This window comes from Sorangium sp. So ce281, from assembly GCF_051527395.1.
GTDB classification, from domain to species: Bacteria; Myxococcota_A; Polyangia; order Polyangiales; family Polyangiaceae; genus Sorangium; species Sorangium cellulosum_B.
In genome coordinates, this window is sequence record NZ_CP150322.1 from 7,416,663 (window position 1) to 7,436,914 (window position 20,252).

The 20,252-nt window shown below is 67.9% G+C and carries 18 protein-coding genes; 16 read left to right on the top strand and 2 right to left on the bottom strand.

The genetic code is table 11. The features are described 5' to 3' along the window. Nucleotides 1-34: 34 nt before the first annotated feature. Both WMF27_RS28015 and WMF27_RS28020 read left to right on the top strand, forming a co-directional pair. Nucleotides 35-565, top strand: coding sequence for an Lrp/AsnC family transcriptional regulator (locus tag WMF27_RS28015; RefSeq protein WP_437765811.1), 531 nt, complete (start codon nt 35-37; stop codon nt 563-565). Then, the gene (locus WMF27_RS28020; RefSeq protein ID WP_437765810.1) at nt 562-1,566 is read left to right on the top strand and encodes an N-acetyltransferase family protein; all 1,005 of its coding nucleotides are present in this window, start codon (nt 562-564) and stop codon (nt 1,564-1,566) included. The genes WMF27_RS28015 and WMF27_RS28020 overlap by 4 nt, the downstream gene beginning before the upstream one ends. Before the next feature lie 212 nt (nt 1,567-1,778). Here the strand turns inward: WMF27_RS28020 and WMF27_RS28025 are convergent, their stop codons facing one another. Next, on the bottom strand, nt 1,779-3,398 hold the full coding sequence (locus WMF27_RS28025; RefSeq protein WP_437765809.1) for an ABC-F family ATP-binding cassette domain-containing protein: 1,620 nt from the start codon (nt 3,396-3,398) through the stop codon (nt 1,779-1,781). Nucleotides 3,399-3,841: 443 nt separating this feature from the next. Between WMF27_RS28025 and WMF27_RS28030 the strand changes: the two genes are divergently transcribed. From WMF27_RS28030 to WMF27_RS28080, 11 genes are all read left to right on the top strand, one after another. Beyond that, nucleotides 3,842-5,437, top strand: a complete 1,596-nt coding sequence (locus WMF27_RS28030; RefSeq protein ID WP_437765808.1) for a protein kinase domain-containing protein — start codon at nt 3,842-3,844, stop codon at nt 5,435-5,437. Nucleotides 5,438-5,495: 58 nt separating this feature from the next. After that, the gene (locus WMF27_RS28035; protein ID WP_437943132.1) at nt 5,496-6,440 is read left to right on the top strand and encodes a tetratricopeptide repeat protein; all 945 of its coding nucleotides are present in this window, start codon (nt 5,496-5,498) and stop codon (nt 6,438-6,440) included. 183 nt (nt 6,441-6,623) lie between these two features. Further along, nucleotides 6,624-8,291, top strand: a complete 1,668-nt coding sequence (locus tag WMF27_RS28040; protein WP_437765806.1) for a hypothetical protein — start codon at nt 6,624-6,626, stop codon at nt 8,289-8,291. A 140-nt stretch (nt 8,292-8,431) separates the two neighbouring features. Beyond that, nucleotides 8,432-9,226 carry a hypothetical protein gene (locus tag WMF27_RS28045; RefSeq protein ID WP_437765805.1) on the top strand — a complete coding sequence of 265 codons (795 nt, stop codon included), beginning with the start codon at nt 8,432-8,434 and terminating at the stop codon, nt 9,224-9,226. A gap of 56 nt (nt 9,227-9,282) precedes the next feature. After that, nucleotides 9,283-10,953 carry a hypothetical protein gene (locus WMF27_RS28050; protein WP_437765804.1) on the top strand — a complete coding sequence of 557 codons (1,671 nt, stop codon included), beginning with the start codon at nt 9,283-9,285 and terminating at the stop codon, nt 10,951-10,953. 1,195 nt (nt 10,954-12,148) lie between these two features. Then, nucleotides 12,149-12,949, top strand: coding sequence for a hypothetical protein (locus WMF27_RS28055; RefSeq protein WP_437765803.1), 801 nt, complete (start codon nt 12,149-12,151; stop codon nt 12,947-12,949). Then, nucleotides 12,946-13,887, top strand: a complete 942-nt coding sequence (locus WMF27_RS28060) for a hypothetical protein (RefSeq protein WP_437765802.1) — start codon at nt 12,946-12,948, stop codon at nt 13,885-13,887. The genes WMF27_RS28055 and WMF27_RS28060 overlap by 4 nt, the downstream gene beginning before the upstream one ends. Nucleotides 13,888-14,175: 288 nt before the next feature. Then, nucleotides 14,176-14,502, top strand: a complete 327-nt coding sequence (locus WMF27_RS28065; protein WP_437765801.1) for a hypothetical protein — start codon at nt 14,176-14,178, stop codon at nt 14,500-14,502. Continuing rightward, on the top strand, nt 14,489-15,580 hold the full coding sequence (locus WMF27_RS28070; protein WP_437765800.1) for an ImmA/IrrE family metallo-endopeptidase: 1,092 nt from the start codon (nt 14,489-14,491) through the stop codon (nt 15,578-15,580). The genes WMF27_RS28065 and WMF27_RS28070 overlap by 14 nt, the downstream gene beginning before the upstream one ends. Before the next feature lie 5 nt (nt 15,581-15,585). Then, nucleotides 15,586-16,566, top strand: a complete 981-nt coding sequence (locus WMF27_RS28075) for a thymidylate synthase (RefSeq protein WP_437765799.1) — start codon at nt 15,586-15,588, stop codon at nt 16,564-16,566. After that, nucleotides 16,566-16,799, top strand: a complete 234-nt coding sequence (locus WMF27_RS28080) for a phosphopantetheine-binding protein (protein WP_437765798.1) — start codon at nt 16,566-16,568, stop codon at nt 16,797-16,799. The genes WMF27_RS28075 and WMF27_RS28080 overlap by 1 nt, the downstream gene beginning before the upstream one ends. Nucleotides 16,800-16,916: 117 nt before the next feature. On the opposite strand, the gene WMF27_RS28085 is transcribed toward WMF27_RS28080, so the two are convergent. Further along, nucleotides 16,917-17,330: a hypothetical protein gene (locus tag WMF27_RS28085; RefSeq protein WP_437765797.1), complete on the bottom strand. Its 414-nt coding sequence runs from the start codon at nt 17,328-17,330 to the stop codon at nt 16,917-16,919. A gap of 253 nt (nt 17,331-17,583) precedes the next feature. Between WMF27_RS28085 and WMF27_RS28090 the strand changes: the two genes are divergently transcribed. The 3 genes from WMF27_RS28090 (at nt 17,584) to WMF27_RS28100 (ending at nt 19,814) form a co-directional block, all read left to right on the top strand. Continuing rightward, on the top strand, nt 17,584-18,054 hold the full coding sequence (locus tag WMF27_RS28090; RefSeq protein ID WP_437765796.1) for a hypothetical protein: 471 nt from the start codon (nt 17,584-17,586) through the stop codon (nt 18,052-18,054). Between the two features lie 575 nt (nt 18,055-18,629). Further along, nucleotides 18,630-18,794: a hypothetical protein gene (locus WMF27_RS28095; RefSeq protein WP_437765795.1), complete on the top strand. Its 165-nt coding sequence runs from the start codon at nt 18,630-18,632 to the stop codon at nt 18,792-18,794. Between the two features lie 66 nt (nt 18,795-18,860). Continuing rightward, entirely contained in the window at nt 18,861-19,814 is a 954-nt protein-coding gene (locus WMF27_RS28100; RefSeq protein ID WP_437765794.1) for an NADP-dependent oxidoreductase, read from the top strand. Nucleotides 19,815-20,252: the final 438 nt, after the last annotated feature.

Below are 20,252 nucleotides of genomic sequence, written 5' to 3' on the forward strand. Positions count from 1 at the left end.
TTCGATCCTGCATTCACTTCCAATGACAACAACCATGGATGCCATCGATCTGAAAGCGATCAGCCTCCTCGCCCGCGACGCCCGCCGGTCGTGGGCGGACCTCGGCGAGGCTGTCGGCCTCTCCGCGCCCGCCGTCGCCGAGCGGGTGCGGCGGCTCGAGGAGCGCGGCGTCATCACGGGGTGGGAGGCGCGCCTGGACGCCCAGGCCGTGGGCGCCGGGCTCACGGCGTTCATCTCCGTCTCGATCGCGAACCGGCGCGGTCGCGGCGAGTTCCTGCGCGCCGTCGAGCGCGCGGCCGAGATCCAGGAGTGCCACCACGTCGCCGGCGACGAGGACTACCTGCTCAAGGTGCGCTGTCGCGACACCGAGGCGCTCGAGCGCCTGCTCACGCAGGAGCTCAAGGCCCACGACGGCGTGGTGCGCACGCGCACGACGATCGTCCTGTCCACCGCCAAGGAGACCGCGCTCCCGCCCCTGCCGCTGCCGTCCGAAGAGGCGCGCGACGGCGAAGCGCGCCCCCGCAAGGCGCCCGGCCGCGGAGCCGCCCGGAAGGAGGCGCCGTGAGCGGCGCCGGAGGACTGCCGCCTTTCGGCGATCGTGGCGAGCGCCGCGAGCGCCGGATCGACGAGCGCGACCTCGCGGCGCTCGCCGCCGCCATCGAGGGCGCCGCGATCGCGCAGCGCGATTTCTCGCACGCGCGCCACCTGCTCCTCGCCCTGCACTACGTGCGCGCCCACGGGCCCGAGGGGGCGCTCGCGCGCATGCGCGCCGCCCTGCAGGCCTTCAACGCGCGGCACCCGCCGACCAACGGTTACCACGAGACGATCACGGTCGCCTGGCTCACGCTCGTCGCTCGCCACGCCGCCGAGCACCCAGGCGCCGCCGTCCACGACCTCGCGGAGGGCCTCCTCGACCGCTACCGCAGCAGCAAGGCGCTCTTCGCCCATTACTCTCGCGCGCGGCTGCTCTCGGACGACGCCCGCGCCGCGTTCATCGCGCCCGACCTCGCGCCGCTCCCGGCGCCCGGCGACGGCGTGCGCATCCGCCTGGCGACCGAGGCCGATCTCGCGGCGATCGAGGAGATCTATGCGTTCTACGTCGAGCGCTCGACCTGCACCTTCGCCACCACCGTCCCGACCCCGGCGGAGCGCCGCGCCTGGCTCGCGGCGCACGGCCCCCAGCACCCCGCCACCGTGGCCGTCGAGGGCGACAGGGCCGGGGCCGGGGCCGTGGTCGGCTGGGGCTCGCTCTCCCTGTGGAACCCGCGCGAGGCCTACGCCCGCTCCGTCGAGAACTCGGTCTACGTGCGCGACGGCCTCCACCGGCGAGGGCTCGGGCGCCGCATCCTCGCCGATCTCGTGAGCCGCGCGATCTCGCTCGGCCACCGCACGATCATCGCGCAGATCGCAGGCGACCAGGCGGCGAGCGTCGCGCTGCACCGCGCGCTCGGGTTCGAGGACGCCGGGCTGCTCCGCGACGTCGGGCACAAGTTCGACCGCTGGCTCGACGTGATCCTGATGCAGCGTGCGATTCCTCACCCTGCAAGTGACGGACAGCAGCCGTGAGACGGCCTACATGCGCGCGACCGCCACCAACCAACCCGGGTTGCGCCAAGACGATCGCGTATGCCCGCTCGCTCGCGTCGGCGAGGTCCTACGCGGACCGGTGATGGCCGCCGTGGCCGTGCTCCGAGCGGACGAACGGCTCCGTGCGGGCCCTGGAGCGCCCTTTCGAACACGCCCCGGGGCTCGCGCGCCCCGGGGCTCCGGCGGGCGCGCTACGAGGCCCTGGCGTTCTTCAGCGCGTCCGGGTTCCCCGGCCCCTCGAGGTACTCGTCGTACGTGCCGTTGAAGACGCGCGGATCCTTCGACGACAGATCGAGCACGCGGGTGCCGAGCTTGCCCACGAAGTGCCGGTCGTGGCTCGTCACGACGACCGTCCCCTTGTACTCGATGAGCGCCTGGAGGAGCGCGTCGATGCTCTCGACGTCGAGGTGGTTCGTCGGCTCGTCGAGCACGACGATGTTGTTCTTCACCAGGATGAGCTTCGCGAGGAACAGGCGCGCCGCCTCGCCGCCGGACAGGTTCTCCGTCTTCTTGAGCCCGGCCTCGCCGCTGAAGAGCAGCTTCCCGAGCACCGAGCGCACGTGCTCCTTCGGGGCGGTCGGGTCGAAGCGGTACAGCCAGTCGTAGGCCGTGAACCCCGCCTCGATCGCCTCGTGGTGATCCTGCGCGAAGTAGCCGACGTTCGTGTCGTGGCCCCACGTGACGGACCCGGCGTCCGGCGTGTACTCGCCGACGAGGAGCTTGAGCAGCGTCGACTTGCCGATGCCGCTCGGCCCGATGACCGCGAGCTTGTCGCCGCGGTTCAGGTTGAAATCGAGCTTCTGGATCACGCGCCGATCCCCGAAGCTCTTGGAGAGGCCCTCGACGCGCAGCACGTCGCGGCCGGAGGGCTTCTCGATCTCGAACTTGATGTACGGGCGCACGACGCTCGAGCGCCGCACCTGGATGCCCGCCTCGAGCTTCTCGATCTCCTTCACGCGCGACTGCGCCTGGCTCGACCGGCTCGCGCTCGCGCCGAAGCGGGCCACGAAGTCCTTGAGCTCGGCGATCTTCTTCTTCTTCTGCGCGGCGTCGGCGTCCGACTGGCGCTTGCCGGTCGTCTTCTGCTCGATGAAGTCGTCGTAGTCGCCCGTGTAGAGCGTGACCGTCTGGTAATCGACGTCGGCGACGTGCGTCGCGATCGCGTTCATGAAGTGCCGGTCGTGGCTGACGACGAGGAGCGTGCCGCGGAAGGTGTCGGTCAGGTACGACTCGAGCCACCGGATCGAGTCGAGGTCGAGGTGGTTCGTCGGCTCGTCGAGGAGCAGGACGTCCGCGCCCCCGAAGAGCGTCTGAGCGATGAGGACGCGGAGCTTGTACCCGCCCGCGAGCGTGCTCACCTCGCTCGTGTGCCGGGCGGTCGCGATCCCGAGCCCCTCGAGGATCTCGGCGGCGCGCGACTCGGCGGTGTAGCCGTCCTCCTCGCCGATCGTGCCCTCGAGCTCGGCCAGCCGCATGCCGACCTCATCGGTCATCTCGACCTCGTACAGCCGATCGCGCTCCTGCATCGCGTCCCAGAGCGCCCGGTTCCCCATCAGGACCGTGTCGAGGATCCGGCAGGACTCGTAGGCGAAATGGTCCTGCTTGAGCACCCCGACGCGCAGCTGCTTCGGGATCTCGACCGAGCCCTGATCCGACTCCTCCTCGCCGGAGATGACCTTGAGGAGCGTCGATTTCCCCGCTCCGTTCGCGCCGACGAGCACGTAGCGCTTGCCGGGGTCGAAGCGCATCGTGACGTTCTCGAAGAGAATTTTGGGACCGTACCGCTTGGTGAGCTTTTCGAGCGTGATCATCTCAGCGGCGCCGGGCGTAGCACGTGTGCGCCTGCGGTTCCGGTGAATTCCGGAGGCGGCGCGCCCCCCGGGGCAGGCGCGTCACCGCGGCGCGCCGGGCGGCGGGCTGGCGACGCGCGCCGGCGCTCCCTCGTCGTGTTGCGCATGCTCGCTCGATCCCCCGTGAGGGCGGCGAAGTGTCCCCCTCCGCGCGCGCCACCAAGGGCGTCGGGCCCCGCGCCGCTGCCCGCGACGCCCGGGATCCGCGCGATCCGGCGAGCGCGCGGGCGTCCCCTGCACGGTTTCACGCACCGCGGCGGCAGACCGGGGTAACATGCGCCCGTCATGCCTCGCGCGCCCGCCTGCCGTCTCCGTCGCCAAAGCCGCGCCGGCCTCGGCGGCTCCACCGGCCTCGCCGGCGACGCGACGACCCACGTGGCCCGCGCCGGGGGTGATGCTCGCCGATGACCCGCGTCCACCCTGAAGGCTTCCGGCCCGAAGCGCTCGTAGGCCAGGTCCTGCGCGGCAAGTGGCGGCTGGAGCGCCTGCTGGGCTTCGGCGGGATGGCCATGGTCTACGCCGCCACGCACCGCAACGGGATGCGCGGCGCGGTGAAGCTCCTCCGCCGCGAGCTGTCCGAGGACGAGGAGGCGCGCTCGCGCTTCCTGCGCGAGGGCTACGTCGCCAACCGCGTCGAGCACCCGGGCATCGTCCGGGTGCTCGACGACGACGTCACCGAGGACGGCTCCGTGTTCCTGGTGATGGAGCTGCTCGAGGGCGAGACCGTCGAGGCGCGCCGCGCGCGCGAGCCGGGCGGCGTGCTCGGCGCGAGCGAGGTGCTCGGCATCGCCGACGACCTGCTCGACGTGCTCGCCGTCGCGCACGAGCGCGGGATCGTGCACCGCGACCTCAAGCCGGACAACCTGTTCCTCACGCGCCAGGGGCAGCTGAAGGTGCTCGACTTCGGCATCGCGCGGCTGCGCGAGCTCTCCTCCCCGGCGAACGCCTCCACGCGCGCCGGCACCCTGATGGGGACGCCGCAGTTCATGCCGCCGGAGCAGGCGCGGGGGCAGTGGGACAGGGTCGACCCGCGCAGCGATCTGTGGGCCGTCGGGAGCACGATGTACCAGCTCCTCTCGGGGCGGTACGTGCACCAGGCCGAGACGCTCCCGCTGCTGCTCCTCGCGGCGATGACGCAGCCGGCGCCGCCGATGGGCAGCGTCCTGCCGGCGCTTCCCACGCCGATCGCCGGCGTGATGGACGTGGCGCTCGCGTTCGACCCCGACCGCCGCTGGCCGAACGCCCGCGCGATGCAGCGCGCGCTCCGCCAGGCGCGCGGCGGCGCGGCGCACGATCCGGCCCCGGGCGCGCGCTCCGAGCCGCCGCGCGCGCCGCTGCACTCGGATCCCGGGCGCGCGCTCCTGCCCTCGGATCCTCCGGGGCGCCCGTCGGCGCAGGCGCGAGGTCCCGGGAGCGGGCCGTACGGCACGGAGTTCGCCACGGCGGACACGGCCAGCGGCGTCGCGGCCGGGGGCGGCGCGGTCAGCACCGGCACGGTCTCGCCGGTCGTGGAGCGCTCGGCCAGCGCGGAGCGCTCCGCGCCGCGCGCGGCGGCCACGGGCGCGCTCCTCGCCGGCGCGCTGGCCGTGGGCGCCCTGGTCGCGCTCGTGTGGTGGCAGCGCGCGGGCGCCGGGGGCGCGGAGGAGCCGTCGCACGGCTCCACGGTGGAGGCCGAGCCGCGCCCCAGCGCGGTCGCCGGGGCGGCGACAGCGCCGCCCGACAGCGCAGGCTCGCCCGGGGCCGGCGTGCAGCCGGCGCCGTCCGGCGAAGCGGTCCCCGCCATCGCGCCGTCCGCGCCCGCGACCACGCCGGCGCCCGAGGCCGCGCCCGCGACGGCCGCGAGCGTGGCCGCGGCGCCGGCGAGCGCGAGCGCGGTCGCGCCGAGGCCCGCCGCCGGGGGCAGGGCGCGATCCCCCGCGGCCGCGACGAAGGCGCCCGCCGCGCCGGCGCCGGCCCCCGCGCCGACGCCGGCGGAGGACCCGTTCAACCGGAGACGTTGAGGTCGCACGGATGCGTAGATCGAGCCCGCGTAGACGATTCCCGGCGGAGGTGCTCGCCGTGGGAGGAGCCGTGCTCCTCGCCTGCCCCGAGGCCTCCGCGCAGGGGCGCGATCCTGCGGCCGCGGAGGCGCTGTTCGACGCCGGCAGGGCGGCGCTGCAGGCGAAGGACTACGACGCCGCGTGCCCGAAATTCCGGGAGAGCTACGACCTCGATCCGGCGCCCGGGGCGCTGCTGAACCTCGCCGACTGCGAGGAGAAGCGCGGCAGGGTCGCGACCGCGTGGTCGATCTTCCGGCAGCTCGCGCGCGATCTGCCCGCGAACGACGACCGCCGCCCCATCGCCCAGTCGCGCGCGGCGGCGCTCGAGGCCCGCGTGCCGAGGCTCACGATCCGGCTCGCGCCGGGGGCGCCCGCGGACACGGCGGTGCAGCGCGCGGGGGTCCCGGTCGGCGCGGGCTCGCTGGACTCGCCGTTGCCGGTGGACCCGGGCGAGGTCCAAGTGACGGCGGCGGCGCCGGGCCGGAAGCAGAAGATCTTCACGGTGCAGCTCGCGGAGGGCGCGCAGATCGAGCTGCTCGTGGCGCCGGAGGAGGCCGCGGCCGCCGCGGCCGCCGCGGGCGCGGGGCCTGCGCTCCCCCCGAAGGCCGCCCCGCAGGAGGCGGGGGGCTCGCCCCGGCGGACGGCCGGCTGGATCAGCGCCGGCGTCGGCGCGGTCGGGATCGGCCTCGGCGCCGTGTTCGGGGCGCGCGCGATCGGGAAGAAGGGCGACGCCGAGGCGTACTGCGACGAGGACAACGTCTGCCAGGATCAGGGGATCAAGCTGCAGAAGCAGGGCGTGACCGCGGGGACGATCTCGACGGTCGCGTTCCTCGTCGGGGCGGCGGCGCTGGGCACGGGCGCGGTGCTCGTCTTCACGGCGCCCTCCTCGGGGCAAGGGTCGCCGGCGCCCCGGGCCACCATCGGCGTGGTGCCGGGAGGCGCCGTGGCGACTGTCGTCTTTTGACGGGAGCTGCGCGGCGCCGCCGCGGCCGATGGCTGACGGCGGGGAGCGCGCGCCTTTCGGTGGGGGACGCGCCGGAACCCTCTCGACTCCTGGAGCGACGCTGGCCATGAAGTCGATGGTGGCGAGCGAAGCGAGAGCTCTCGCTGGCGGCCGCGGCGGCGCCGCGCCACCAGGAGACGAGAGATGAAGCGCGATCTCAGGAGCACTCGACCCATGTTCTGCGCCGGGCTGCTCATCACCGCGGCCGCGGGGGGCTGCAACGTGATCATCGGGCTCGAGGTCGGCGAGCTCGACGCCTCGGCGGGCGGCGCGGGCGCGACCGCTTCGAGCGTGTCGGCCGGCGGCGCAGGAGGCGAAGGCGGTCGCGGCGGGGGCGGCGCCGGCGAGGGCGGCGGCGCCGGCGAGGGCGGCGCCGGCGAGGGCGGCGCCGGCGAGGGCGGCGCCGGCGAGGGCGGCGCCGGCGGCGGGGACGAGGCGCTCTGCAGCTATGCCCGCGAGGGAGCCGTCCGGACGCCGTCGGGCGAGTGGGGCGCGCTGTCCGGCCTCGCGATCGTCGGCCTCGCGGCGCGAGACGGCGAGGTGACGGCCCTGGTCAAGGAGAGCCGGGTGCTCGCCGACGAGCCCACCAAGATCAGGACGGGGTTCTCGGTCGCGAGGTGGAGCCCGTCCGGGGTCCGCGAGAGCGCGTACGGGATGACGACCGGCGACATGCTCGGCAGCGTCTCGGCCGAGCACCTGGCCCTCGCCTCCGACCTCGCTTATGTGGCCGGCTGGTCGGAAGCTCCCCTCACCTTGCCCGCGTCGGGCGGCAGGTGCACCGCCATCGCGGGCGCGGGCACCGGCCGCAAGCCGAGCTTCCTGCTGGCGCTCGACGCGCTGGGCAGGTGCAGGTGGGCCTGGAACGTGGAAGCGGAGTACAACGCCTCCCCGCTCGGGCTCGCGGCGACGGCCGACCGGGTCACCTTCGCCGTCTCGCGAGCCGGGGCGACGAGCGCGACCATCGACGATTGCGTCCTCGGGGCCGTCGATCAGCGCGGGGTCGCGGACCTCGTGACCTTCAACGCGGGCGGCAAGTGCCGGTGGAGCCGCGCGCTCGGCTCCTCCGCGGCCGTGCACGTCGCGGAGGTCATCGCCGCGCCGAAGACCGGCGAGGTGCTCGTCGTGGGCGACTACGACGCGCCGGATGAGCCCATCGACATCCAGGGAAGAAAGCTCCCCCGCGCGCCGGATCGCGACCTGTTCGTGGCGCGCTTCCGGCTCGATGACGGCGCCCTGACGGCCCTCATCCCGCTCACGGCCCCTGGGACCCAGTCGGCGGCGCGGCACGGGTCCGCGATGCTCCCGGACGGCGATCTCGTGATCTCCGGGACCTACACCGGGCCGTCCTTCAGCTTCGAGGACGACTGTCCGCTCCTGCCTCCCACAGGAGACACGGAGAACTCGTTCGTCGCGCGCGTCTCGAGGGAGGGAGTGGTCTGGAGCCGCGGGTTCGGCGACGAGAAGCGCGATCAGATGGTCGTCACGCTGGCGGTGGACGGAGCAGGCGCGATCTACATGGCCGGGACGCTCGACGGCGAGATCGCCCTCGGGAACGGCGAGAGCCTCACGGCTCGGACGGACGAACTGCAGAGCTTTCTGATCGTGCTCAATCCCAGCGGCAACGTCCTCTCGGCGACCGCGTTCGCGGGCACAGGCACCGTGGGCGTGTGGGCGGTCGCGCCGGGCGCGACGATCGGCGATCCCTTCACCATCGGCGGTGAGCTGACGGAGACGTTCTCTCTCGTCCCCAGCGACCATCCCAGCGCGGCGCCGGGCGAAGGGTTCATCGCCCGGGTGAAGGGGTTGCCGTGAGCGCCACGCGCGGACGCCAGCGCACCACGCGAGCAATCCATGACATTTCCGCACGACGACACGGAGCCTGCGACCGGACCGCAGCGGCGCGAATTCCTGCCCGGGTTGACGAAGCGGGGACTGGCAGCTTCCATGAGAGGATGCGCTCGCTTCACCGCCTCTTCTGTCTCTGCCTGGCCCTCCCTGCCGGGCTCAGCTGTGGATTCCCCGACGCCACCTTCACGGAGCGCTCCAGCACGGGCGTGGGCGGCGCGAGCGGCGCCGCGGAGTCGGCGAGCTCCGGCGCCGCGTCCTCGGGCGCGGCGGGCCCCGGCGGCGGCGCGGAGGCCTCCAGCGCCGGCGGGAACGGCGACGGCGCGACGGGCTCCGGCGGCGGTGCACCGGGCTCCGGAGGCGGTGCACCGGGCTCCGGAGGCGGCGCGGCAGGCTCCGGCGGCGGCTCGGCGACCTCCAGCGCGAGCACCGGCGGCGGCTCCGCGGGCTCCGGCGGCTCGGCGACCTCCAGCGCGAGCGCCAGCGCGGCGACCTCCGGCGCCGGTGGCGGCTCGACGACCTCCAGCGCGAGCGCCGGGCCGGCGACCTCCAGCTCCAGCGGCGGCACCGTCGACTGCGACGCCGACAAGGACGGCTATCTGTCGATCGCGTGCGAGGGCGGCGACGACTGCAACGACGACAACCCCTCGGTCCACCCGAACCAGCCCAGCACCTTCTATGACACGCCGATCCCTCCGGGACGCAGCTTCGATTACGACTGCAGCGGCGAGGAGGAGACGGAGTTCGCCTCCGTCCAATGCACTGGCCTGCTCGTCTGTGCCGCGGCGAGCAACGTGTTTCTGAGCGACGTCCCGTGTGGAAGCCGGGGCCCGTTCGGCTCCTGCAACCTCACCTGCAAGTCGACCATCACCTTTGCCAGTTACGTCAGGGAATGCCATTGAGCCCGAGCTGCCCCGGTGGCGCCGTCGAGGGTGCCACGCAACGGAGAGCCGCCCCGATGAGACCCGAACCTCGTGCCATCCGATCCGTCGTGTCGTGCGCCTTCCTGCTCGCCGCGGCGGCGGGGGGCTGCAACGCGCTCATCGGGCTGGAGGTCGGCGAGCTGGATTCGTCGCAGTCCGGCGCGGATGCGACCTCGGCCTCCTCCTCGGGAGGTCCTGGCACCGGAGGCTCGGGCGCCGGTGGTGAGGGCACCGGTGGTGCAGGGGGCGGCGACGGCGGAGGCAGCGGCGGCGTCGGCGGCGGTGGAGGCAGCGGCGGCGATGGCGGCGGTGGAGGCGGCGATGGCGGGGGCAGCGGCGGCGGGGGTCCGCTGTGCAGCGACGCCGAGGGGACCCTCGTCGAGCCGTCGGCCAGCTGGGGAGAGACGCTCGGCTTCGACGTCGGCGACCTCGCGGCGTCGGACGGCGCGCTGACGGCGGTCATCACGGAGGTCCTCGACAGCGGGGCGTTCCGCTTCTCGGTCGCGAAGTGGACCTCCGGCGGGGAAAACGATTCCCGGTACGGGCTGTCGGCGAACGATGTCTGGGGCCTGCACCTGAGTGCGGGCGGCGGCGCCACCTACGTGGCCGGGGAGGCCGCGGGGGCCACCAGTCTCCCCGGTGGGCTCCTCGACGCGTGCCGCGTCGGCCCCCCGCTGGTCGCCACCAGCTACACGACCAGCTTCGTCGCGGCGCTCGACGCGAGCGGCCGTTGCGGGTGGGCGTGGAGCGTCGACGCGCAGCACAACACCACGGCGCGCGCCATGGCGGCGAGCTCCGAGGCGGTCGTCTTCGCCGTCGACGTGTCGGACGCCGGCCGGAGCTTCGGCCCGTGCGAGCTGAAGAGCGTCCCGGCGGAGTCGGCGCTGCTCGCCGCGCTCTACCCGGCGGACGGCGCGTGCAAGTGGCAACACCGCCTCGGGCCGCGGGCGGCCGTGGCCGTCAAGGCGCTCCCCGTCAACCCGAAGGCGAACGGCAACATCGTGACCGTCGTGGGCGACTACGAGTCGATCGGCGGAGCGGTCACGTTCGGCGGGCAGACCCCCTTCGCCTCGGAGCAGCGCGACGTCTTCGTCGCGCGCTACACGGCGATCGACGGCGCTCTGGTGGACTTGACCACGCTGAACCTCGAGGGAGATCAGCAGGTGGCGCAGCACGGCGCCGCGCTGCTCCCGGGCGGCGACGTCGTGATCGCCGGCTCGTACCGGGGGGTCGTCGACTTCGGCGGCGGCTGCCCGGCGTTGCCCGACGCGGGGGACACGGAGAGCTTCTTCGTCGCGCGCGTCTCGCGGAAGGGCGTCGTGTGGAGCCGCGGGTTCGGCGACGACAAGGAGAGCCAGGTCGCGGCCGGCGTGGCGGTGGACGGCGCCGGCGCGATCTACGTCACGGGGGAGTTCACGGGCGCGATCCCGCTGGGGAGCGCCGGGAGCCTCACGACCTCCCAGAAGCGGGCGGGGTTCCTGATGCGGCTCGACGCGCAGGGCAACCTGATCTCCGCGGCCAAGGTCGAGGGAGCCGGCACCGTCGCCCTCCGCGTCGTCGCGGCGGACGGGGCGCTGGGCGGGCCCGTCTACGTCGCCGGCGCCGTGACAGGCGCGCTCCACCTCGACGGGCTCGACGCGCCGCTCGGGAGCGAGGGCGATAGCGAGTCCCGCGGGTTCATCGCGAGGCTCTCCGGCGCGCGCTGATCCGGAGGGCTACCGGAGGCGCACGGCCAGGGAACTTCTTGGGCAACAAATTTGCGGTGGCGAACCGGCGCGATCCGTCGTGTTTGCCGCGATTTTTGGGGCACCAGACCACCAATCCCCCCTCGGAGGCATGGCCCCAACCCGGGCCCAAGCGACAACCTCGGCCTCGGCGAGCTCGCGATGGTCGATCCATCTCCGCGAGCCGCCCTGGTCGCCTCGCTCGCCGAAACGCTCACCCGCGCCGTCGCGCTTGGGGACGAGGAGGCGGCCCGGGTCGTTCACGAGGCGATCGGTCGGCTGCTCGGGCTGTCGGCGGAAACGTGAGGACGAGCGCGCTCGCGCCCGTAGGGCGAGGCCTCCCGCGACCAGGTGATGGCCGTCGCGGATCCGCACCGCAGGGCCGAGGTGCAGGCGCCGTTCCCGCCCTGCATCCCGTCGAAGCGCGCGATCTGCTGAACCAACCCTGGCTGACCACGCCCGGGAGCGCCTCAGCCGGGTCGCCCGGCTCCTGAAGATGCCCACCGAAACCGCGTTCCCGCGGCTCCGCCCGGAGCGCAAGCACCTCGCGCACGTGCTCAAGTGCCGGCGTCGCTTACAGTCGCCGTCTTTCTGGTCTCTTAGGTGACAGAAGGATCCATACGCGATCCGAATCCTTCCTAGAAAAGTGACGCTGCATAAATAACTTACCCATGCATCGAGGAGCCCGCGTTCACTCCACAGCCCGCGGGCTCCTGGCGGGGCTTGTCCGCGATCCGCTTGGCCGCTCTAGGCACGATCCGAATGGGCCATCCCTAACACTTAGGTAGCCGACCCCGCGCTGCGCCCGATGACGCGCCGCAGCGAGGCCGGTGCGAGGGAAGGACCGCTCCGGGTCGTGCGCTACCGGCCGAAGTCAAGGCCGCCGCCGTCCCGACGCGGCTTAGGGTTGTGCGATGCGGCGTTCGCCACATAGGGCGTGGCAGCTCGGGACGCCACACCGGCGAGCTGCACGCGGTATGGCAAGACGAGCCACGGATAGACGCGCTTCCCCTAGGCGAAGGTGATTGACCACACAACCGGGCGTGGTACCCTCGCTGCTGCCAGCGCGTATTCAATCGAGCAGATACCGAACGGAAAGCCCGACACTCATGGTCGGCAACCCGTTACCTAAACGGGAAGCGACCGGAGCCGACGTAGTTTCTTCGCCGAGGGCAGCATGCAGCAGGTGGTTTCTTATCTCATTAGCCGACTCGAGATGGCACCCAAGAAGAGCACCAAGGTCATTCCATGGAGTTCTCCAGTTCCCGCGTTCGGCGACGTGTCGCGATCGACAATTGCAACGGTCGGAATCAATCCGAGCAACAGGGAATTTGTCGATGATCATGACAACGAGCTCGCAGGGACGCAGCGGCGGTTTCACACTCTGCGTTCACTGGGCCTGCAAACCTGGGCTCAAGCCGGTGAGATTCACCACCGGGAGATCGCCCGGGCGTGCGAGGAATATTTCCAAACGAATCCCTACGATCGCTGGTTCCGGCAACTCGACTTCCTCATCTCCGGCACCAATTTCTCGTACTACTCACCGATGTTCAGCGCCTGCCACCTTGACGTCGTTCCATTCGCGACCGCTTGTAAGTGGGCAGAGCTAACCGCCGAACATAGGTCGAATCTATTCGCCGTCACTGGAGATGCACTGGGCCGCCTTGTACGGGACTCACCGCTGCGAGTCCTCGTTCTGAATGGTAGCTACGTCGTCTCTCAGTTCCAGAAAATCAGTGGCACCATGCTCGCCGCGACCCTAAAGCCCTCATGGAAACTGCCACGGACTGAAGAAGCTGGGGTTCCCGGTTACGCCTATCATGGCTCGATCAGCGTTCTTGCGGGCATTCACCTCAATCGAGAGATGACGGTACTCGGCTTCAACCACAACATTCAGAGCAGCTTTGGGGTCACGCGCGCAGTCAAAGCTTCGATCCGTCGTTGGATTTCTAAGAACGTGCAGGAGGTTCTATCGTGAGTCTGGTCAGCCCACAACTCCGCCGAGCGATCCGCCATCGATTGGTCAGGTACCGATCCTCCGCAAAACCGCTAGGGATCAGTGCTGATGCAGCTTTTGAGGTGCTGCTGCGGCAGATTTACGACAGTGTTCGCCGCGTCGAGTACTTCTTTGCTCTCCGAAGCCGCGTACCAGACCCGACACGCAGTGACCCCACCTCGAAGAACTTCGATCCCATCCGGGCCGCGTTCCACCAATTGCGAGCCAACAATATGGACGAGGCCGCATGGTTGGCATTTCTCTCGACCCACTTTGGCACTAACCGCCGCACCGGCTGGCGACTCGTTCGGGAAGTCTATGGCTCGCTCGGCGCCGGGCCTGGATGGGACTGGCACCACGTACGGCAGGGGCCAATGCGATTCACGCGATGGCTAGAGGCGAATCATGAGCTCCTGAAGGGCGGCTTCGGCAACCACCGCAAATACATGAGCCTCAAACCAAAATCTCGAGCTGGCACCGCTCAGGCCATCGAAAGCTACGTAAAGTGGGTTCAGGGGCACTCTTCCCACGCGCAGCTACTCGCGTCGTTTGAGCAACGAGTCGGCAACGACCGGTGCAACCTCTTCGACGCAATCTACAGAGATATGAGGAAGAATGTCAGAGCATTCGGCAGGACCGGGTGCTTTGACTTCCTCTGCTCACTAGGGAAGCTAGGCATTTTCCCCATCGAACCTGGTTCTCCGTACATCTCTGGGTCCACAGGGCCGCGTGCGGGTGCCGAGTTGCTGCTGATGGGGCACAGCGGCAAGACTCTCCGCCCGATTCACCTCGACCGGAAGATACAGCCACTCGGCAATGAACTCGCAGGTGCAGGAGTAAAGTTCGCGATGCAGGTTGTCGAGGATGCGATCTGCAACTGGCAGAAGTCCCCTTCTCAATATGAGAGGTTCAGTGGCTAGTCCTATCGGCACATATGACGCGGGAATTCTAAGACTCGCTCCCGTCGAGCCAAGCCTTCCAGGGGTCTTCTCGCTCGATCCGGCTGGGTTTTGTTGGACCTGCTGTACGGGCCCGCTGCGCGACGCATTCCAAACAGCGAAAGCTAGATCCCCCGCTTCGTTCGAGGCGCCGCAGGCACACCGGCCACGTTTGTGTGCCTGGGTTGATGCGCTCCCGTTGGGGTCCGCCCCCGCAGAGCGACAGCTGCTTACCCCATCCGATTGAACAGGTGCATAGGGGGAGGACGCGTGCAGATTTCCTTCGAAACAGAAGAGCTTCGGGACTACCATCGAATTCCTGCGAAGGCACTTATTCGCTACGGACCAACCGCCGCCAAGAGGCTTGCGATGCGATTCGCTGATCTGCGCGCCCTGCGGAATGCCAGCGAATTGATGGCTTTCGGAGCCGAAGAATGTGCATTCGATGGACTTCATGCACTGAAAGTGCCGGTGGCGGAAGATTGCAGCCTTGTCCTTGTGGCCAATCATCCCAAGAAGAAGGAACTTGCACTAAATTGGGCGAGCGTTACTCGGGCCAAGGTTATCACAATCGGGAGGCACGATGAGCAAGGCTGAGTATGATCCTGACTGGATTCCGCCGCCCGGCGCAACGATCGAAGACCTCCTCTCGCGGAAAGCCTCCGCTCGCCCCCGGCAGGTAATCATCGAGCGTTTCGGCCGGGGAATGGCTCAGCAGCTGTTCGACGGGAAGCTCGGAATCGATTCCGACGTAGCCGCGTTCCTCGCACACGCGGTGGGCTTGTCGAAGTCGTTCTGGCTTGAGAGAGAAAAGCTGTATCGCGAAGCCCTGGATCACCGGCAGCGTGAGCAGCAACTGCTTGCACAGCTACCTTTGGATGAGATGAAGTCGCGGGCATTCATCCAGCCCGTACAGTCCCATGCCGAAACGGTGGACGAGGTCGTCAAGTTCTTCGGGAAGGACGATCCGGAGAGCTGTCACGAACACATTGAGCAGCTGCCAAGAACAATAAAGCAGAAGACCTCGCGCGCAATAACTTCTCACCCTGGCTCTCTCGCTGTATGGATTCGAGCCGGAGAGATCGAAGCGGATCAAATTGAGTGCGCTGCCTGGAATCCTGAGCGCCTTCAGAACCTGATGCCGGAGTTGCGCAGGCTCACTCGCACGGAGGATCCCGCGCAATACCTCCCTGAGTTGAAGCGGCTCTGCCAGAGCTGTGGCATCGCACTTGCGGTAGTACGGCCCCCACATGGTTGCAGCGCTCGTGGCGCTGTTAGGTTCCTATCGACGGCCAAGGCGATGCTTCTCTTGAGCTATCGTCATCTCAGTAATGACCAGTTCTGGTTCTCGTTCTTCCACGAGCTGGCGCATCTTCTGCTTCACTCTCGAGGAAGTATCATTGTCGATGACTGGGAAGATAGCGAGACCAAGGAAGAGCATGAAGCGGATCAGTACGCTGCACAGATCCTGATCCCGTCCGAGTTTCAAACTTGGCTTACCTCGCTCCGTGACGAGAGGTCCATTATCTCGTTTGCGCGACGCATTGGCGTTTCGCGCGGCATCGTTGTGGGGCAGATGCAACACAAGAGAATTGTTGAATATCAGAAATTCAACCGGCTAAAGATATACTATCAATGGAACAGTCACAATGAAATCGAGCTGAAGGAGGGGTAGCTGCGATGACAACTAACGCATTTTCGCCCCCAGAGTACAAGTGCGCGGACGACCTGATGCGAGAAGCCATCAGAGGTCTTGTCGACTCTCAGGATCGGTTTTCAGGATTAAAAGGTTACGGCGGCGTTGAGATACTGGGGGCCAGTTTTCGCCTGACAAATCCACGCGCACGCATAAGTCGCTCCGAGATGCGAGGCAAGGTTTACAGCGCTCTAGGCGAACTATTCTGGTGTCTCTCTGGATCGAACAAGCTTAGTTTTATCGAGCACTATCTCAAGGATTACAATCGCAACAGCGACGACGGGGAAACCGTCCACGGCGCTTACGGGCCAAGATTGTTTGGTGAGAAGGATCTCAACCAAATCAGGAATGTGGTGGATCTTCTAAACAGAAGACGAAGCTCGAAGAGGGCGGTAATCCAGATCTTCTCATCGAGCGATATCGCAAAGGATTACAAGGATGTACCCTGCACTTGCACACTGCAGGCCATCCTACGAAACGATCAGCTCCACCTCATCACACACATGCGCTCGAACGACGCCTATATCGGGCTTCCACATGATATATTTGTGTTTACAATGCTTCAGGAGTTGATCGCACGATCGCTTGGTGCCGAAGTGGGGTTCTATCAACACATGGTCGGTCACCTCCATCTCTACGACGGAGATCGGGACAAGGCGAACGCCTACCTAAGCGAGGGTTTTCAGTCCATTGAGCCAATGCCTCCGATGCCTGGGGAGGACCCCATGCCGCTGCTCCCCAAATTGCTTGAGGCTGAGGAGGCGATTCGAACAAATCCGGCTTCTCCGCCTGTATCGCAGTTCGACCCGTACTGGGAAGACATCCTTCGCCTCCTGCGAATCTATTCTGAGATCCATCACAAGAACCATGGATTCCGAGAAAGAGTGGCAAGAATCGGTGCCCAAATGCGTTCATCTGCGTACGATGTCTATTTCGTCGAGCGGCTGGATGGGGGAATAGTGTAATGAAGAACCGAAGAAAAGTCGTCGAGATTATTGCGAAAGAGCTTGAGGTGGAGCGGAAAGTTGTTTCTGAAGACTGCTTCCTCGACACGCTCGGCGTCGACTCTCCGCACCTCCTCGAAATCGCGCTAGCCATTGAAGAGGAGTTTGAGATCGAGATCCCGGATGCAGACCTTGCCCGTTTTCGTACGGTGAGAGATATCGTCGCCTACGTTGAACATCAGGGGAACGCCTGATTGGCGGCCCACTCGCCGACGCCGGCTGCATCTCGATGACCTTGCGGTTTTGCGGGAAAGAGTACAGCAACACTCAACCAAGAGGAGGGTCAGATGTTTTTGCCTAACCACTTTCTTCTAGAAGGCATAGATCGGGTTGGTAAGGACAAGTTGCTTCATGGCATTCAGCACCGCCTTGGCTATCATCAGGTGTTGCACTATCAGAAGCCGATGGAGCTCGATTGCTATACCGTGGGAAGATCCACGGCCGAAGCACTGCGCCGGTATCAGGAGTTCAGCTTTCGAACGATGTTTCAGCTCCTGTGTGGAGCTTCCTCCGCTAGAATCATCTGCAATAGAGCTCATCTTGGAGAATGCGTTTATGCTCCAATATATCGAAAGTATTCTGGCGACTACGTATTCGAACTCGAGCGTGAGTTTAATGTGCACCAATTGTCGCACGTGCGACTCGTCCTTCTCGTTGAGGACTTCGCCGTTAGCAAGCACTTTAAAGATGACGGACGGAGTCTCGGAGGTACGGAGAAGCGGCACGACGAGCAGGCTCTATTTCAGCGTGCCTTCGATGCATCAGCGATCCGGGATAAGAGGATTATTTGCGTGACGAATCGAGAAACGGGCCAGTTCAGGAGTCCTGATTCGGTATTAGACGAGGTTCTTGCGTAGATTTGTCGCCGGAACCTTTGCATGACGGTTGGGTCCGATCGACTGTTCAGCCTGGCCAATGTACGGGGCATCGCTTGACGCGATCGATGAGGTCACATAACGCTTCTGCCAAGGAAATGTCGTGAAAATCTACGTCGCCTCGTCATGGCGTAATACCTATCAGCCGAGTGTCGTTGTCGCGCTGCAGTCTGCGGGGCACGAAGTTTACGACTTTCGCCATCCAGGCGCGGCGGAGGTTGGCTTCTCATGGTCTGATGTGGATCCGAGTTGGCAGGAGTGGTCGGTGAAGCAGTTCATTCAGGGGCTCCAACACCCTTACGCCATCCACGCTTTCGATCGTGATCGGCGCGCCCTTGAGTGGTGTGACGTATGCGCCCTCGTTCTTCCTTCGGGCATGAGTGCGCATCTGGAAGCTGGATGGTGCGCCGGGCGGGGAAAATCTGTTGTGGTGTACGCACCGGAATTACGTGAAGCGGAACTCATGTATGGGCTCTTTAGTGGGGACGGGGGTACACCCATTTACGACACCATGGAAGAATTCGTTAGACAAGTCTCTCTGATGCGGTTAGGGCACATGCATCAAACCGCCTGAAATTGTCGCGTACTGCGGGCGCACCGTACACCCTGGCAGGGGTTGCCAAGTAGGTTCAGTGACGCACTCGCGGTTTCCCGCGTTCACGGTTCGTGAGGGGATGCCCGCGCAGCTGGCTCAGCCTCATCACGGAAGAAGAGCGAGTCCGGCCCAGGCGCCAGGCCCTCGCGGAACGCGTTACGGTTAAGCGCTCAGATTTTCCGTGCATTCGCTACGCCCCCCGCAAGCGCGTCCACGATGGCCGTTAAGGGGCTTGCTCGGCGGACTATCAGTCTGCGTGACTGTCAACAGCCCCCTCGGCGCTGGCGAAGGGACACCTCGCCGGCGCTGAGGGCCACGAACGATGATGGCCATTGCGAGCCGCTCTGCGGCGCGCGTCCGAGCGATGGCCATCGCTCTCCTTGAGCGCAACCGCGCACGCCTGCGATGGCCATCCAGGAGCCTGCTCGGCGGACCATCAGCTAGCCTGAGCGTCAACAGAGGTCCTCGTCGCCGGCGCTCGTGCCCGAGCTCGGTTCGCCGGCGCTGAGCACCGGTGTCCGGCCACCAGCGCCCGGTGTGGTGCGGAGGAACGGATGCTCTGGGGTGTCGGCTTGCTGCTGATGGATTTCTCGTCGGAGCTGCTGATGCTCAAGGTGCGCGCGAACTGCCCGGATGATGTGGCCAAGTGCCCCGGCATGAGACGTCGTGTGCGGAGGAACTCCAGGTTCTTTGTCCTGGGCACGCCCGTTCACGGCTGACCTCGCGACCTCTTCCGCGCGGCGCGCTCCCTCGACGTTCACCAGGTCCGCACCACGTTCACGACGATGCTTCCCAGCTCGACCGACGCCGCCCGAGTCCACCGGTTCGGCGGCCCCGAGGTCATCACCATCGACAAGGTGCCGGTCCCGCTGCCCGGCCCGGGCCAGGTGCTGGTCCGCGTCGCGGCGGCCGGGGTCGGGCCGTGGGACGCCTGGATTCGTGCCGGCAGGAGCGTGCTGCCCCAGCCGTTGCCGCTGACGCTCGGCTCGGACCTCGCTGGTACCGTGGCCGCGGTCGGCCCCGAGGTGACTGACCTCGCGCCGGGCGCGGCGGTCTTTGGCGCCACCAACAGGCGCTTCACCGGCGCACACGCGGACTATGCCGTGGCGCAGGCGTGCATGGTGACGCGCAAGCCCCTCCGGCTCTCCGACGTGCAGGCCGCCTCCGTGCCGGTCATCGCGGTCACGGCGTGGCAGGCGCTGTTCGATCAGGCCCAGCTCGAAGCCGGACAGACCGTGCTGGTGCACGGTGCGGCCGGCAGCGTCGGCGCGTACGCGGTGCAGCTCGCGCGCCGGGCCCGCGCCCGTGTGATCGCCACGGCCTCGGCCAAGGATCGCGACTTTGTCCGCAGCCTCGGCGCGGACGTCGTCGTGGACTACCGGAGCGAGCGCTTCGAGGATGCCGCCAAGGACGTCGATGCCGTCATCGACCTCGTCGGTGGCGAGACGCAGGCGCGGTCCTTCGCCGTGCTCAAGCCATGTGGCGCCCTGGTCTCTGCGGTGTCGACCCCTGATCGCGAGGAGGCCGCCCGTCGCGGCGTGCGGGCAAGCTTCTTCCTCGTCGACGTCACGGCGGCCCACCTCGACCGCATCGCCGCCCTGCTCGACGCGGGCGAGCTCTCGGTCGACATCGGCGCCGTGCTGCCGCTCGCCGAGGTCCGCGTCGCGCATGAGATGCTCGAGGGCGCTCGCCCCCGCCCGCGCGGCAAGATCGTCCTGGCCATGGCCCCTGCTCGCTGAGGTCCGAGAGCAGCGGCCCCCCCCCGGGCGCGTCCGACGAGGGGGCCGTTGTGTCCCGGCGCGGGCCCGACCGGCCGGCGCGTAGAAGACCTCGGCGATCGCGGCGCCGACAAGGCCGGCGACGCTGATGTGGTGCCACTGTGCCACTGCAGGCGCTCCGGCTCGGGCGGCCAGGGCTCCGTCTCCAGCTCGATGGCGAGCGCCTCGAGGTACTGCGCCGGCCCGTCGAACGCCGGCGCCACGCCCGCAGCCTCGGTGAAATTCCAAATCTGACATGTGGCATTTCAACTTCGCACATGACCTCGCCAGCGCAGCGGGCCGTGCTCGCTTAGCCTCCAGGTTCCCGAAGCTCGGAGCGCCCTCACGACGGCCGCCCGGCCGCGTATTGTGGAACGAATCGGCCGCGGTTTCTGGGGAAGTGTCGAGGTTGCCCGGAAG

What these genes read in the sequence shown, in the direction of transcription:
- WMF27_RS28015 (WP_437765811.1), top strand. Translation starts at nt 35, where the DNA reads ATGGATGCCATCGATCTGAAAGCGATCAGCCTCCTCGCCCGCGACGCC.
- WMF27_RS28025 (WP_437765809.1), bottom strand. Translation starts at nt 3,398, where the DNA reads ATGATCACGCTCGAAAAGCTCACCAAGCGGTACGGTCCCAAAATTCTC.
- WMF27_RS28030 (WP_437765808.1), top strand. Translation starts at nt 3,842, where the DNA reads ATGACCCGCGTCCACCCTGAAGGCTTCCGGCCCGAAGCGCTCGTAGGC.
- WMF27_RS28040 (WP_437765806.1), top strand. Translation starts at nt 6,624, where the DNA reads ATGAAGCGCGATCTCAGGAGCACTCGACCCATGTTCTGCGCCGGGCTG.
- WMF27_RS28045 (WP_437765805.1), top strand. Translation starts at nt 8,432, where the DNA reads ATGCGCTCGCTTCACCGCCTCTTCTGTCTCTGCCTGGCCCTCCCTGCC.
- WMF27_RS28050 (WP_437765804.1), top strand. Translation starts at nt 9,283, where the DNA reads ATGAGACCCGAACCTCGTGCCATCCGATCCGTCGTGTCGTGCGCCTTC.
- WMF27_RS28055 (WP_437765803.1), top strand. Translation starts at nt 12,149, where the DNA reads ATGCAGCAGGTGGTTTCTTATCTCATTAGCCGACTCGAGATGGCACCC.
- WMF27_RS28070 (WP_437765800.1), top strand. Translation starts at nt 14,489, where the DNA reads ATGAGCAAGGCTGAGTATGATCCTGACTGGATTCCGCCGCCCGGCGCA.
- WMF27_RS28075 (WP_437765799.1), top strand. Translation starts at nt 15,586, where the DNA reads ATGACAACTAACGCATTTTCGCCCCCAGAGTACAAGTGCGCGGACGAC.
- WMF27_RS28080 (WP_437765798.1), top strand. Translation starts at nt 16,566, where the DNA reads ATGAAGAACCGAAGAAAAGTCGTCGAGATTATTGCGAAAGAGCTTGAG.
- WMF27_RS28095 (WP_437765795.1), top strand. Translation starts at nt 18,630, where the DNA reads ATGCTCTGGGGTGTCGGCTTGCTGCTGATGGATTTCTCGTCGGAGCTG.
- WMF27_RS28100 (WP_437765794.1), top strand. Translation starts at nt 18,861, where the DNA reads ATGCTTCCCAGCTCGACCGACGCCGCCCGAGTCCACCGGTTCGGCGGC.